Below are 14,983 nucleotides of genomic sequence, written 5' to 3' on the forward strand. Positions count from 1 at the left end.
CGCATGGCCGGACTCAGGGTTACGGACAGTCGTCACCGGAATCTGCTGCGCAGTGCGGTGAGCAGATACGCGCAGAGCAGCGCGGTCAGCGACAACGTCAGTGCACCACCCACGGGTTGGGACATCACCTTGAGCGCGGCCTCCAGGTAGCGCTCTCCCCCGAAGGGCCACCGCGGCAGGAGCGTCTCTCGCAGCCGCATGGGGAGTCCGGCCGCGGTTCGCACAGACGAACCGTTCACGAGCCTGTGCACGACGGGTACGACGAGGAGGGGGACGGCGGCCACGGCGGCGAGTCCGGCCGTGGTGGACCGGAAGACACCTGCGGCAAGCACGCCGGCCCAGGCGCAACCGACCACGAGCCCGATCCAACTCGTCATCAGCGGGACCCAGTCGGCGGGAAGCTGTGCGAGCTCCCGTCCGTAGACGAGATAGAGCACTTCGGCGTCGCATCCGACGGTGAGGAGGGCCAGCACCAGCGCCGCGGTCGAGGAGACGAGCAGTTTGGCGGCCAGGAGCCCCAGCCGGCGGGGCACGGTGCCGCGGTCCGCGGCCAGGGCGGGGTGACGGAACTCGTCACCGAAGGCCAGCGCGCCGAGCAGTCCCGCGCCGAGCGCCGCAGGCGGCAGAGGCAGCTCCTGCGGCCAGGCGGCCAGCAGGCGCGGCTGTGGGGTGTGCCCGATGCGTGCGAGCACTACGGCGGTCACGGCGGACACGGCAAGTACGACGGCCGCGGTCAGGAACCCGGTGCCGATCCCGGTGGCACGGCGGATCTCGTAGCGGAGCGGGCGGAGCGGGCTGGGGGCGGGACGGACGGAGATGGGGGGCGGCAGAGGAGGCAGCGCGTCGAGTGTGCGAGCGGTCAGGACTCCGGCCGGGTGTGGCGCCCGTGGCCGAGAGGACGCGGTCGCCGTCAGAGAACCGTCGGCTGATCGGCCGGCCGGGGAGAGATCCAAGAGTTCGTGCGGCTCGCCGTCGGCCAGTTGCGATTGCCCGAAGCACAAGGACGGCTCACCGGCGACCTGTTCCCTTGTGGTGGAGAGGGATCCCTGCTCGAGCACGCGGCGGGGCTCGGTTGCGGGAGCCGGGGCGTCCGGCGCGAAGGGCCTCGACGGGCCAGTAGACGGCGACTCTTCGGCAGTGGACGTAGGGGCCGTCCCGTGCGCGTCCGTGACGCGCGCCGGTTCGGCCAGGATCGGGTCGCGGGGCCCGGTGTGAGCGAGACCCGCGCCGGCTCCCATGTCTCCGATCTCGTCGGCGAGTTGATGAACGACGATGCCGTGACGAAACGCGATCTCGCCGATGTCCGCGCAGGCACCGCCGTACACCGAAAGGCGGTTGCCGCCTTCTCGGACGACTTCGACGGAGCGCTGCGAGGTGCGGGCCTGCTTGGTCAGGAGAACTGCCAGACGGGCCGCGTGCGGACTTCGCACCGCGACACGGGGACGGAGGCGCGTACGCGCGAACTCTGCGGCCTCCTGGTCGGCCACGAGCCTGCCTCGTTCCAGGGTGACGACACGATCGGCGGTGCGCGCTGCTTCCTTGGGGTCGGCGGTGGTGAACAGGACCGTGCCGCCCCGGGCGGCATGGGCGCGCAACATGCCGTGCAGCCAAGCGCTCTCACGGGTGGAGAGTCCGCCGGCCGGGTCGTCGAGGACGAGGGAGTGCGGGTCGGCCAGGAGGACGCAGGCCAGGCCGAGGCGCCGGTCCATGCCGCGGGAGAGGGTGCCGAGGCGCTCCTCGCGCAGGCTCACGAGCCCGACCGCCTCGAGCACTTCGTCGGCACGCCGAACCGACACCCCCGCGGCCGCGCACAGCATGCGCAGATGCCCTCGGACCGTGCGGGTGGGATGCCCGGGCACGTCGCCGAGCAACACGCCGACCTCGCGCGAGGGGTGGGCGATGCGGTGCAGCGGACGGCCCCGGAAGTGGGTGATGCCGCGACCCTGTTGGAGTTCGAGCATCAGTCTGAGAACCGTCGTCTTGCCGGCACCCGGTGCTCCGAGCAGCGTGGTGATGCGGCCCGCCCGCGCCTCGAACGAGACGTCGTCGGCTGCGGGCGGAAGCTCTTTGCGGGGGTTGCTGGTCAGTCCGAAGGCCTGGATCACTCACAGCAAGATAGCGCGCTATGTCCGGTTTTTCGGGCACCCTGGGTCCTTACCGAGGTCCGCCTCGGGGACCGGCACCCGCGACCGGGCTACGGCCGGGTTCGGTTCCTGCCAGGCCGCCGCCCGCACCCGGCCGACCACTCACACCTCGGGACGCAGCATCGGGGGGTTGAGCAGCGTCGCGCCACCGGCGCGGAAGAGCTGGGCAGGGCGTCCCCCCTGTCGGGTCGTCGTCCCACCGGTGGGGACCAGGAAGCCGGGCGTGCCCGTGACCTTGCGGTGGAAGTTGCGCGGGTCGAGCGCCACACCCCACACCGCCTCGTAGACACGGCGCAGTTCCCCGACGGTGAACTCGGGTGGGCAGAAGGCGGTGGCCAGTGATGAGTACTCGATCTTGGAGCGGGCGCGTTCCACTCCGTCCGCCAGGATCTGCGCATGGTCGAAGGCGAGCGGCGCGACCGGCTCGGCCTCACGCCCATAACCGCCCTGCTGCAACAGTTCCTCGACCGGGGCCCAGCGCGCGTTGCTGGCGTCTCCGCCTGCCCTGGGCGGGGGCAGATCGGGAGCGAGGGCGAGGTGGGCGACGCTGACGACCCGCATCCTGGGGTCCCGTTTGGGGTCTCCGTAGGTGGCGAGCTGCTCCAGGTGTGCGCCGTTGTCCTGAGCCGGGACGGCAGGGTCGTGGACGCGCAGTCCCGTCTCCTCGGCCAGCTCGCGCGCCGCGGCCTGCGCCAGGTCTTCGTCGGCCCGTACGAAGCCGCCGGGCAGCGCCCAGCGCCCCTGGAACGGCGGTTCGCCCCTGCGCACCGCCAGCGCACACAGCGCATGGCGGCGCACGGTCAGCACGACCAGGTCCACGGTGACGGCGAAGGGCGGGAACGCTGACGGGTCGTAGGGCATGCGGCGATCATAGTCGTCTGCCTGACGATAAACACCTCCTTCGCCGGTCCGTCCCCCTAGTGATCCACTTCGGTCCGCTTAGGGACTCAGCTGCCTCCACCTGGTCGTGAAATGGCACATCACTGCACGTCACACCCCCAGCTGCAGTCCGTCGGCCGCCTCCTCGACCATGGCCAGTCCCAGCCGGCCGACCCGCACGGAGAACCGGGCACCCGCCACGCGCAGTCCCGTGAAACCGATTTCCCCGAGGGGTGCGCTACGCACGGGGCGCAGGGTGACCGTGCCTGCCGGCGCATCGGGGCGGATGCCGGCGAGGGTGGTCAGCAGCATGACTCCGGCAGCCGCCGCTGTGGCCGCAGGGCGGCAGGCTGCCGGGTGTGGGAGTGGAGCGCTTCCTTCCGTGCGTTGCTCCCCCGCGTACATCTCGGGCAGCCGGTAGGCAAAGGTCTCGGCGGCCGCGAGCACGCCGCGCACCAGTGAGCTGGCCTCCTTCTCATAGCCCGCGGCGGCGAGTCCCGCGGCGGCGAGGGCTGTCTCCTGGGTCCGTACGGCTCCTGCGCGGTGGCCGAAAGGATTGAATCCCGCTTCCTTCGAGCCCAGTCCGCGCAGGCCCCAGCCCGAGTCCATGACGGGGCTGCCGAGCAGCCGGGCGAGGTGCTCGGTGCGGACCTTGTCGAGCAGGCCTGGCGCCAGCTCGCCTCCGCCCAGCAGGCCCGTGTCGAGGAGGTGCACGGCAGCGGCGCCCAGGTGCGGCACCGGACTGCCGTCCGGCGCACGTGCCGCCGCGGGGCGGCCGCCTCCCCGGTCCTCGACCCAGAAGTGCTCCCGGAAGTCGGTCCGCAGGGTCTGCGCCCACTGCCGGAGCGCCGCGGCCCCCGTCCGGCCACAGGCGTCGAGCAGGTCGGCTCCGAGCAGCGCGGCACGGTGGGCTTGGGCCTGTGTCTCGCAGCGGACGGGCCCGTCCGGGTTCGGGTCGCGCAGGTAGGTGCCGTCGCCCACGGTGTCTCGCAGCCAGGTCAGGCAGCGCTCGGCGGCGGGCAGCAGCGCTTCCGTTTCCTGGTCGGGGAGGCCCCAGCGGCGGGCCTCTGCCAGCAGGGCGGGGAAGAGCAGCGTGGCCTCTGTGGCGGTGCACTGCGGCGGAAGGTGCGGCCCGGCGTCCCGTCTGGGGCCGGGGATCATTCCGGACTGCGGTCCGGGGCCGGTGAGTTGGGTCCGCGCGAGGATCCGCAGCGTTCCCGCGGCAAGGCCGGTGCCCAGCGGCAGCACCATCCGGGCGGCGGCCAGCGCGTCGGCGGGAGCCAAACCGCAGCGCCAGGGCGCGCCGGCCGCGAGGTGGGTGTCGGCGGGGTGCGCGGAGTCACGCATGAGGAGAGCCTGGAGGTCCTCGATGCTTGTCCGCAGGAGGGCGGGAACCCTCGGGTCATCGCCCTCCGCACAGGCGGCGGCCAGCGGGCTGGTCGCCGCTCGTCCCACGGCTCGGAGGGGCCCCGCGCCGTCCGGCCGCACCCGCAGTTCGACGGTTCTGCTGCCACCCGGTGGCAGGTCCAGCTCCCACCGCAGCAGCCCGGCCGAGGCCAGGGCGTCCGAGGGAGGTGGTTCGGCCGTCACGGAGGCGTTGCCGGTGGCGCAGGACCAGCGCAGGCCCGAGCCGTGGACACTCGCGGAGAGTTGGGGTCCCGCGCTGCCGGAGGCGATCGCGCCGAGGTCGGCCAGGTCGGTGCCCAGGGTGATCTCGACCGGCAGCCGCAGGGTGCGCGGAGCCGCGCTGTGCAGGGTGATCCGCTCTGTACCGTCGGCGAAGCGGTTCCGTTCCACGATCACGTCAGGGTCCGGGCCCGTCTGCGGTGACGTGCGGAGCGTGCCCACGAACCGGGCGCGGTCGGCCGAGGCCATGCGGGCCTGTACCGCGAGCGGTTCTCGTCCGGCGACACGGATCTCGCACCGGGAGAGCACACGACGGCCGGCACGGTAGAAGCCCTCCAGTCCCCGGCCGGTCAGCTGCCCTTCCTCGGTTGAGATGGCCAGGCCGGGAAGGGCGACACAGATCATCGCGGCGTGGGCGGGGGGCAGATCGGCGGACCAGCGCAGTCCGGGGATCGTGGCACCCCGGGGCGGGGGTGCGGACGCGTACCCCGAGGGTGAGGGTGTCCGCCCTTGAGCGAAGGGCGACGAGGCTGGGCCACCTCCCGGACCCGTGCCAGGGCGACGGCTCTGGCCCGCCCACCGTGGAGACGAACGACCCGGGCCCGACGACGAGGACGGACGGGAGTCGGCGCTGGGAGGTGCAGAGGGGTAGGACACGCTGCCGGGGAACCTCGGCCCGTAGCCGTCGGCACGTGCGGACGGTCGGGGAGGGACAACCTGGTCCCCCACTCGCGGTACCCGGGCCCCGGGCGGGCCGAGGCCCGACCCGAGGGGGAGTGGGGGGCCACCCTGATTGCGGCGGCGGCCGTCGGCGGCGGGCGGAGTCGGCTGGTGCATGGGACGGCTTCCTCTGCGCTCGGTGCGCCAAGATCGGGTTCGGCGCGGGTGCCGGAGGGCTCCGACGGAGCAGGGGCAGTGCGGCCTCACGGCCCGTCCGGCCGTTCCGCCACTCAGGTGAACGCTGCGAGCGTCCTCCGGGTCACGCCCCGGTCCGGCCACCTCCGCCTTGAGGCCGCCCGCCATGAGCTCACTCCTCACCGCTCAAGCCCTGGCCGGGCTGCAGGTCTTCCTCGCCCCTCCCCCGGCTGGGCGTTTCTGCCTTCTTCGGCGCACGCGCACGCGAGTTGCCTGCTCGCACACCGCCGGGCCGCGCGGTACCGGCCGTCGTCGCACGGCCTGGGCGAGCACCGGATTCGGTAGCGCCCGCGGAACGTGTGGCGGCCGCAGAACGTGGGGTGCCAGCCGGGCGTGTGGTGCCCGCCGGTGTGCGTCGGCCTGGAGTGCGGGCTCCGCCGTCGCCGTCGTCCGCGCGGGTATCGCCGGATGCTGCGCCTGTGGGGCCGGGCGGACGCGTGCGGCGGCGACGGCGGGACGGCGCCGCCGGTTGAGAGGGCTTTCCGTGCGGCTCGGACTCGGGCGGCATCGTTGTCGGTGAGGAGGTGCCGGATGGTCCGAGCCGGGGCGCCGCTGCTTGTGAGGGTGTGCCGTGGGGCTCGATCTCGGTCGCCGCGATGGTGTCGCGTCCGGCGGACTCGGGATTGTCCGCCCGCGTTTCCAGGGCGGAGGCCGCCCGCCCACGGTCTTCCCGCTCCGCCCGAAGGCACCTGCGGATCGACTCAGGGTCGAGGCCTTCGTTGCAGGCCTGGTGCAGGAGGCGGGCGAAGAGGTAGTCGGGATCGGCACCCAAGGCCATGGCGAGGGCTTCGCGGGCCTCCAGTTCGTCGCCGGCGGACCAGGCGACCCAGCCGGCGAGGGTGAGCGGCGCGGCGGCGTGTTCACCGTAGGGCCCGACACAGCGGCGGGCCAGGGTCCGCCAGAGGCGAAGGGCGCGCGCGGCTTCGTCGCCTTCCATCCACGCGGCCGCGCGGTCGCGGGTGGCTCGGTCCTGGAGGCCGAGGATCAGCCGGGCGGCCTCGTCGTAGCCGAGCAGTTCGTCGTCGCGAAGATCCGCCACGAGCATCCCGGAAACCGGCTGTGCCTCGGCGAAACGGTGCAGGACCCTTCCGGCCAGTTCCAGCGTGTCGTCGGCCACGGCGGCGCGGCCCGCGTCGTCCAGGATTTTCGGCACCAGCGCCATGCTGGCGGTGTCCAGGGCTGCCTCCTGCTCCAGGGCCGCGGCGTTCTCCCAGGGCAGCAACCGGGCCCGGAGCTGTCGCAGCGTGCCGCGGACCTGAATGCCGGCGTAGGTGGCGGCCGCGGCCAGCACGGAGGTGCCGGGGAGGCCCATGGGGGCTCCTTCGGAGGAGCAACATGCCTCGTTGTCACAGCAGTACGACCAGTAGCGGCCCTCGGAGATGCACAGTGCCTCGACGACCACCACGTCCAGGGATCCGCACTCGACGCGCAGCCTCTGAGCCAGGGGCCGCAGCCGCTCCATCACCTGCCGGCCCGTCTGTCCCTTCTCCGGTTCCTGGCACAGGAAGGCGACCATCGACTCGGGCCGGGCCCCTCGGCGCTCGCTGCCCGTCACGAGGCCGTGGGACAGCTGCCGGGCTGCCGACGGCCAGTCGTCCGCGCTCGCGGGGATACCGAGCCGGGCGCGGCCTCCGAACCGCCCGCGTCCGTTGCTGTCGTGGAGCGCGACCAGGACGATGCTGTCCTCGGGACGGTATCCGAGCAGGTACGGCAGGGCGTCGGCCAGCTCGGCCGGCGTGCGCAGGGTGACCTGGTGCTCGCCTCCGTGACTGGCGTAGGGCGGGCTGGTGGTGTGCAGCCCGGACGGGTCCTTCCCCTTCTTCTCCTGCTTGCTGTTCTTGTGCCCGCTCTGTGTCTCGGGCCCGGTGATGTCACCGTTCTCGGGGGATCCGGTCGTTTCGCCGTGGTTCGTCATGCGACGACGATCTCGCGGAACCCGAACCTCCGCTTGAGCCTGTGGATAAGTCTGATCAGGGACGCGTCATCCTCAGCCGTTGTGTCCACAGGTCTCGGTGCGCGGCCCCGGATGTCAGTGACGTCCTGTTGTATGGAACGCATGGAGCACACGAGCAACGCGGAACTTCGGGCGGCCGCCGACGCCGTCCTCACCCGTCTCGTCGGGGACGTCTCGGGAAAGGCCCGGCTGCGCGAGGATCAGTGGCTGGCGATCGAGGCGCTGGTCGCCGACAGACGCCGTGCCCTTGTCGTCCAGCGCACAGGCTGGGGCAAGTCCGCGGTGTACTTCGTGGCGACCTCGCTGCTGCGGGCGCGGGGCAGCGGTCCCACCGTGATCGTGTCCCCCCTGCTCGCGCTCATGCGAAACCAGGTCGAGGCGGCGGCTCGGGCCGGCATCCACGCCCGGACGATCAACTCCTCCAACACCGAGGAGTGGGATGCCGTTCAGGACGAGATCTCCGCGGGCGAGGTGGACGTCCTGCTGGTGAGTCCCGAACGGCTCAACAACCCTGACTTCCGTGACCAGGTGCTTCCCCGGCTCGCCGCCGCCACCGGGCTCCTGGTGGTGGACGAGGCCCACTGCGTCTCCGACTGGGGTCACGACTTCCGCCCGGACTACCGCAGGCTGCGCACCATGCTCGCCGATCTCCCACCCGGTGTGCCGGTGCTCGCGACCACCGCCACGGCCAATGCGCGCGTAACCGCCGACGTGGCTGAACAACTCGGCACCGGCGGCAGCTCGGACGCCCTCGTCCTGAGGGGCCCGCTGGACCGGGACAGCCTGAGCCTGAGCGTGCTGCGCCTGCCGGACTCCGCGCACCGGATGGCCTGGCTCGCCGAGCACCTCGACGAGCTGCCCGGGTCCGGAATCATCTACACCCTCACCGTGGCAGCCGCCGAAGAGGTCACCGCCTTCCTCCGGCAGCGCGGCCACACGGTCTCGTCGTACACAGGCAAGACGGAGAACGCCGATCGTCAGCAGGCCGAGGAGGATCTCCTCGGCAACAAGGTGAAGGCGCTGGTCGCCACCTCGGCGCTCGGTATGGGCTTCGACAAGCCCGACCTGGGCTTCGTGGTGCACCTGGGCTCCCCCTCCTCCCCCATCGCCTACTACCAGCAGGTGGGCCGTGCGGGACGCGGCGTGCAGCATGCCGAGGTGCTCCTGCTCCCGGGCAAGGAGGACGAAGCGATCTGGAAGTACTTCGCGTCGCTCGCCTTCCCCCCGGAAGACCTGGTGCGCCGCACGCTCGACCTCCTCGCGAACGCGGAGAAGCCCCTGTCGTTGCCGGCCCTGGAGCCCTTGGTGGAGCTGCGCCGCTCCCGTCTCGAGACCATGCTCAAAGTTCTCGACGTGGACGGTGCGGTCAAGCGCGTCAAGGGCGGCTGGATCGCGACCGGGCAACCGTGGGCCTACGACACCGAGCGGTACGCCTGGGTGGCGCGTCAGCGCGAGGCCGAGCAGCAGGCCATGCGCGCGTACACGTCGACAGCGGAGTGCCGCATGGAGTTCCTGCAGCGCCAGCTCGACGACGAGGCGGCCAAGCCGTGCGGTCGCTGCGACAACTGCGCCGGCCCTCGCTTCACCGCCGACACGTCCGAGGAGGCGCTCGACGCCGCGCGCGTGGATCTGGGCCGGGCAGGTGTCGAAGTGGAACCCCGGCGAATGTGGCCCACCGGGCTGCCGGCGATCGGAGTGGAGCTCAAGGGACGCATCCCCGCCGGCGAACAGGCCGCGCCAGGACGCGCGCTGGGACGCCTCTCGGACATCGGCTGGGGCAACCGACTGCGGCCCATGCTCGCACCCCAGGCCCCCGACCTGCCCGTGCCCGACGACGTGGCCAGGGCGGTGGTGGACGTACTGGCCGACTGGGCCAAGGGCCCCGGCGGCTGGGCCCCGGGCGCACCGGAGGGACGGTCGCGCCCGGCCGGCGTCGTCACCGTCGCCTCGCATACGCGACCGCAGTTGATCGGTTCCCTGGCGGCGCACATCGCGGAGATCGGCCGGCTGCCGCTGCTGGGCACCGTCGAGTACACCGGCGACGCCTACCCGGGCTCCCGGAGCAACAGCGCCCAGAGGCTGAAGGCACTCGATGGAGCGTTGGCCGTGCCGCCCGCCCTCGCGTCCGCTCTCACGGCGGCCCAGGGCCCGGTGCTCCTCGTGGACGACTACACGGAGACCGGCTGGACCCTCGCGGTCGCGGCCCGCATGCTCCGACGCTCCGGCGCGCAGGGGGTGTTGCCGCTGGTACTGGCCGTGCAGGGCTGACAGCATGCCCGGGTTCGGGGCGGTTGTCCCGGCGCACACCTCTGGACGCCGCCCACCTCCATGACGTACGAACGTGTCGTGCTCGAACGCCCCATGGGCGGTCCGGCGACACGCTCCGCGGGGATATTAGCCGCGCATCATCTGATAACGGTCGGCTGCCTCAATTGCTCGTTGCCGCATTCAAGTTCGACAGGAAGAATTGAGGTCCGCTCCCGCACGGCTCGCCCGCCGCTCCGGTTAGGGCTTTGCCGCGGTGCGCGCTCCCAGAATCCGACCTCGCCCGCAGTGTGGGCGCGTAGCCGAAGGGAGGACCGTGACCTTCGGATTCGCTCCGGCCTCGGCAGCGGCGTCGACGTCCGTCGCTTCCGCCAACCGCCTGCTCGAACCCGCGGAATGGGCCGCCGCCGGGATCCCACTCCTGCGCAACCCCCGCGAGATCGTCAGCGGACTGCACGCCCGGCACCACCCGCAGCCGGCGACCGCTGTCGTCGCCGTGCTCGACCCGGACGAGCGGCTGCTGGCGAGCGCCTCGTTCGTGCGCCGTTCGGCTCCGGCCGACGGCTGGATGTTCCGCAACGCGCTGCTCGCGCAACTGCGTCGGGTCATCCCGCACGATCTGCGTCGCCGGACACCGGTACGCACCGCGGTGCTGCTCTACTGCCGTGAGGGCGACGCGCGTTGGACGGAGGAGGACGGCGCGTGGATGTGGGGGCTGCGCGACGCGTGCACCCTGCACGGACTGCGCTGCGGGGCGTACATCACGCTGACCCGTGACGGCTGGCAGGTCCTGGGCGAGGGCCGCGGTGGACGCCGCCCACACTCGGCCTCGGCACCGGAGCCGTTCGCCACGTCGGAGGCACCGCCGCCCATACCGCGCACCGGTGGCGCCTCCGAGGTACTGCGCCGCGCCGCGGCGGCACGCTGAGTCCCGGCGGACCGCTCCGCCCGGTCCCGGCACCTTGCCGCCCGGCACACCGCGATCGGGACGACGGGCAGCAGGAAAGAGCACTCTGAACCTGCTCTGCCCGAGCCGCACGCACGGTCGTCCGCCACAGCCGCAGGGGCGCTCTTCGGACCAGGCGAGGCCGTCACACAGTCACGGTCTCGCACCCACCGGGCAGGGTGAACCGCCCGCCGTGCGGCGCCGCTGGAGCGGCGCCCTGAGTCGTCCCAGCGCCCTACCGGGTGCTACAGCACCGGCTCAGACGCCCGCGCCCAGCACCGAGTTGATCCGCTGCGGGTCGCCACAGACGATCAGCAGGGCGCCGGCCCGGGAGTGGGCCAGGGACAGCGCGGTCACGGCCGCATCCTCAGGACCACCGTTGGCGGCGACCACGACCACCGGACGCGACGCGGCGCGTTCCGCGATGGTGGCGTCCGTGTAGAAGACGTCGTCGCCCGCGTCATGCTGGGCCCAGTAGGAGGTTTCACCGAAGGACAGCTCGTGGGCGGCCCACGGGTGCTGCTCCCCGGTCGTGATCACCAGGATGTCACCGGGGGCACGACCGGAGTCCAGCAGCAGGTCCACGGCCTCCTCGGCGGCGTCGAGCGCCCCCTCCACGGAAGCCGGGATCAGCTGGATCTGCGGGGTGACCGGAGCGGCGGCACCGGCGGCAGGGCCCGACGGAGCGGGCTTGGCGGCCACATCGCGCGGCGTACGTTGCACCGGCGGCGCCGGCCGGAGAGGGCCGGGGCGACCGGGACGCGACGGGGCCGCGGGACGGGGGCCTGGTACGGGACGGGGGGTCGGCGCGATTCGGCCGCTGGCCGGAGTGGCGCGGGGACCCTGGGCACTCTCGTGAATCTGAGGCTCCTCGGGAATGAGAGGCATGAGTTGATATTTATCAAACGCTGGTACGGCCCGCTTCGGCGGGTGACGCATGAGCGAGAACGAAACCGTCAGAAATCGAAGCCGAGCTGACCCTCGATCTCCGGAACGCTTCCGTCCGCCCAACTGCGGACCTTCTTGAGGTGCCGCCACTGGGGCAACGCATCAAGATACGCCCACGACAAGCGGTGGTAGGGGGTGGGGCCCCGCTCCGCCAGTGCGGCCTTGTGCACGGGTGATGGATACCCGGCGTTGTCCGCAAAACCGAAGTCTGCATGGTCGATGCCCAGTTCGGCCATCATTTTGTCGCGCTGAACCTTGGCGATCACCGAGGCCGCCGCGACTGCCACGCAGGACTGATCACCCTTGATCACCGTACGGACCCGCCAGGGGGTACCGAGGTAGTCGTGCTTGCCGTCGAGGATGACCGCGTCGGGACGGACCGGCAATGCGTCCAGCGCACGCCCCGCCGCGAGGCGCAGCGCGGCCGTCATACCCAGGGCGTCTATCTCCTCCGGAGAAGCATGACCCAGTGCGTACGACGTCACCCAGGTCCGCAGTTCCTCGGCGAGGGCGGTGCGTCGTTTGATGGTGAGCAGCTTGGAGTCCGTGAGCCCCACGGGCGGACGGCGCAGTCCGGTGATCGCCGCGCAGACGGTGACGGGACCGGCCCACGCGCCGCGCCCCACCTCGTCGACACCTGCAACGATCTTCGCTCCGGTCGTGGCTCGAAGGGAGCGCTCGACGGTGTGAGTAGGCGGTTCGTACGGCATGGCGCACCTAGATTACGCCGCCCTTGAGCATCCGCGACACCCCGGTCCACCGCAGCGGGCTCGCCACGCCCGCGAGCCCCGTCGGGCGCCGTTCAACACGACGGAGGCGCACCGTTCAACACGACCGAGGCGCACCGTTCGACGCGAGCACGGCCCACCGCTGGACGCGCCTGTGTCGCACCGTCCCGCAGAAGCGACAGACCGCTCGGCGGGGACGTCAGGAACCGTACGGACGCAACAGCGGAACCATCAACTGGTCGATCATCTCCTCGACTTCACGATCCTGCCATTCACATCCGCACATCTTGGAGCGATACATCATCATCGCCGGCATGGCGTCGAAGACATAACCGTTCACAGCCTCGGGGCGCACCTCGCCTCGCTTGACACCTCGGTCGACAACCTCACGCAACATCTCCATGGTGGGCTCCACAACCCCCTGGAAGATCACGGCATGGAAGCGTTCGGCCTGTGCTGTGTCGCACTCGTGAATCACTGAGCGAAGCGCGGAGCCCGGACGGGAGAACATCGCGTCACGGGCTCGCAGGCACAGCACCAAGAGGTCATCACGCACACCCCCTTCGTCCGGGACCGCATCGAACTGCGGCAGCCCGGCACGCAGGGCGTCGGCGACCAGATCCTCCTTGGACGACCAACGCCGGTAGACCGCAGCCTTGCCGGTCTGGGCGCCTGCGGCGACGCCCTCCATCGTCAGGCCGTTCCAGCCGACGGTGCTGAGCTGATCCAGGGCGGCTTCGAGGATGGCGCGTTCGAGCACCGCGCCTCGGCGGCGAGCGGCCGTCCGAGCGGGAGCATCCGCCCTGCTGGGGGTAACCATCTGACTCTCTCCAACGAGCAGAGGAAGCGGGCATTTCGGGGATGGAGGACGCGCCGGACGGCCACACAAGGGGGACGTGCCGAACGACGACGTCGTAAGTGAACGCTTGCGTTCACTGTCGGGGACTCACTACCGTTGACGCGTCAGTGAACGTCAGCGTTCACTAAAGCACTCGTGGGGGACCCATAGTGACCACCTCTCCGTTGCTCAAAGATCACAAGCCAGGCGCCGCACGCCGGGAGGGACGCCCCGGTATCGCGCTCACCGTCATCGCGGCCTGCCAGCTCATGGTGGTACTCGATGCGACGATTGTGAACATCGCGCTCCCGCACATTCAAGAAGCGCTCGAGTTCAGCACCACCGACCTCACCTGGGTCGTCAGCTCCTACACACTCACTTTCGGCGGCCTGCTGCTTCTCGGCGGCCGCGCCGGTGACATCCTCGGACGGCGCCGGGTCTTCATGACCGGCATCCTGCTGTTCACCTTCGCCTCGCTGCTCGGCGGGCTGGCCCAGGAGCCCTGGCAGTTGCTGGCCGCCCGGGTCCTGCAGGGCGTGGGCGGCGCGATCGCCTCGCCCACCTCGCTGGCCCTCATCACCACCACGTTCCCCGAGGGCCCGGAGCGCAACCGGGCCTTCGGTGTCTTCGCCGCGGTCTCCGCCGGCGGTGGTGCCATCGGCCTGCTCGCGGGCGGCATGCTCACCGAGTGGCTCGACTGGCGCTGGGTGCTCTTCGTGAACGTGCCGATCGGCGTGCTGATAGCCGTGCTCACTCCCCTGTACATCAGCGAGTCCGAGCGACACACCGGCCGCTTCGACATCGCGGGCGCGGTGACCTCGACCGCGGGCATGGCGTTGCTCGTCTACGGCTTCATCCGCGCGGCGGACGAGGGGTGGCGTGACAGCCTCACCATCGGGTCCTTCGCTGCAGCCGTGGTGCTGCTGCTGGCCTTCGCGGCCATCGAGTCCCGGGCCAAGGAGCCGATCACCCCGCTGCGGATGTTCGCCGACCGCAACCGCTCCGGCACGTACGTGATCATGCTGAGCCTGGCAGCGGCGATGTTCGGCATGTTCTTCTACATCGTTCTGTTCGTGCAGAACGTGCTCGGGTACAGCCCGATCGAGGCAGGGCTCGCCTTCCTGCCCGTGACGGTCGTGATCGCACTCGGCGCGGGCCTGTCGCAGCGGTTCCTGCCGGTGCTGGGCCCCAAGCCCTTCATGCTGGCGGGCTCGGCACTCGCGATGACCGGACTGGCCTGGCAGGCGCTCATCAGCTCCGACAGCTCGTACGCCGGCGGGGTCCTGGGCCCGATGCTGGTGTTCGGCTTCGGCATGGGGCTGAACTTCGTGACGCTGACGCTCACCGCAGTCTCCGGCGTCGCCCCGCACGAGGCGGGTGCGGCGTCCGGGCTGCTCAACACGACGCAGCAGGTGGGCGGATCGCTGGGCCTCTCCATCTTGACGACGGTCTTCGGCACGGCGACCAAGGACGAGGCGGAGAAGCAGCTTCCGAAGTTCATGGCCGACGGATCCGCGGAACAGAAGGCGGAGTTCGCCAAGACGCAGCAACTGCCCGCACCGTGGGGGCACGAGGTACTGGCGCAGGGCATCTCGACGGCCTTCATCCCAGCCGCCGCGATGGCCGTCCTCGCTCTGGTCACGGCCTGGCTCGTGATCCGGGTCCGCAAGAGCGACCTGGAGGCACTCTCCGGCTCTGCCGGACCGGGCCTCGGCTGATTCCAGGGCGTCGCGAACCTGT

The 14,983-nt window shown here is 71.4% G+C and carries 10 protein-coding genes; 3 read left to right on the plus strand and 7 right to left on the minus strand.

The features are described from left to right. Positions 1-32 precede the first annotated feature (32 nt). The 4 genes from FDO69_RS20190 to FDO69_RS20205 all read right to left on the minus strand — a co-directional run bounded on the left by FDO69_RS20190 (position 33) and on the right by FDO69_RS20205 (position 7,479). The gene (locus tag FDO69_RS20190; protein ID WP_104781248.1) at positions 33-2,105 is read right to left on the minus strand and encodes an ABC transporter ATP-binding protein; all 2,073 of its coding nucleotides are present in this window, start codon (positions 2,103-2,105) and stop codon (positions 33-35) included. 141 nt (positions 2,106-2,246) lie between these two features. Then, on the minus strand, positions 2,247-3,005 hold the full coding sequence (locus FDO69_RS20195; RefSeq protein ID WP_104781249.1) for an NUDIX hydrolase: 759 nt from the start codon (positions 3,003-3,005) through the stop codon (positions 2,247-2,249). 129 nt (positions 3,006-3,134) lie between these two features. After that, positions 3,135-5,054 (minus strand): glycogen debranching N-terminal domain-containing protein, encoded by a 1,920-nt coding sequence (locus FDO69_RS20200; RefSeq protein WP_104781250.1) that lies wholly within the window; start codon positions 5,052-5,054, stop codon positions 3,135-3,137. A 622-nt stretch (positions 5,055-5,676) separates the two neighbouring features. Then, entirely contained in the window at positions 5,677-7,479 is a 1,803-nt protein-coding gene (locus FDO69_RS20205) for a DUF4192 domain-containing protein (RefSeq protein ID WP_104781251.1), read from the minus strand. Positions 7,480-7,620: 141 nt separating this feature from the next. Here FDO69_RS20205 and FDO69_RS20210 point away from each other — a divergent pair, with 141 nt between their 5' ends. Further along, the gene (locus FDO69_RS20210; protein WP_104781252.1) at positions 7,621-9,786 is read left to right on the plus strand and encodes a RecQ family ATP-dependent DNA helicase; all 2,166 of its coding nucleotides are present in this window, start codon (positions 7,621-7,623) and stop codon (positions 9,784-9,786) included. Positions 9,787-10,099: 313 nt separating this feature from the next. Further along, on the plus strand, positions 10,100-10,711 hold the full coding sequence (locus FDO69_RS20215) for a hypothetical protein (RefSeq protein ID WP_104781253.1): 612 nt from the start codon (positions 10,100-10,102) through the stop codon (positions 10,709-10,711). A 276-nt stretch (positions 10,712-10,987) separates the two neighbouring features. Here the strand turns inward: FDO69_RS20215 and FDO69_RS20220 are convergent, their stop codons facing one another. The 3 genes from FDO69_RS20220 to FDO69_RS20230 form a co-directional block, all read right to left on the minus strand. Continuing rightward, the gene (locus FDO69_RS20220; protein ID WP_104781254.1) at positions 10,988-11,617 is read right to left on the minus strand and encodes a hypothetical protein; all 630 of its coding nucleotides are present in this window, start codon (positions 11,615-11,617) and stop codon (positions 10,988-10,990) included. Positions 11,618-11,685: 68 nt separating this feature from the next. After that, positions 11,686-12,387, minus strand: a complete 702-nt coding sequence (locus FDO69_RS20225) for a ribonuclease HII (RefSeq protein WP_104781255.1) — start codon at positions 12,385-12,387, stop codon at positions 11,686-11,688. Positions 12,388-12,604: 217 nt separating this feature from the next. Then, a complete protein-coding gene (locus FDO69_RS20230) occupies positions 12,605-13,225 on the minus strand; it encodes a TetR/AcrR family transcriptional regulator (RefSeq protein WP_104781256.1) in 621 nt (206 codons plus the stop codon). Between the two features lie 188 nt (positions 13,226-13,413). Here FDO69_RS20230 and FDO69_RS20240 point away from each other — a divergent pair, with 188 nt between their 5' ends. Continuing rightward, the gene (locus FDO69_RS20240; protein WP_104781257.1) at positions 13,414-14,961 is read left to right on the plus strand and encodes an MFS transporter; all 1,548 of its coding nucleotides are present in this window, start codon (positions 13,414-13,416) and stop codon (positions 14,959-14,961) included. Positions 14,962-14,983 lie beyond the last annotated feature (22 nt).

Origin of the sequence: Streptomyces tibetensis, assembly GCF_007655005.1 — a bacterium.
In the GTDB taxonomy this organism is placed as follows: Bacteria; Actinomycetota; Actinomycetes; order Streptomycetales; family Streptomycetaceae; genus Streptomyces; species Streptomyces tibetensis.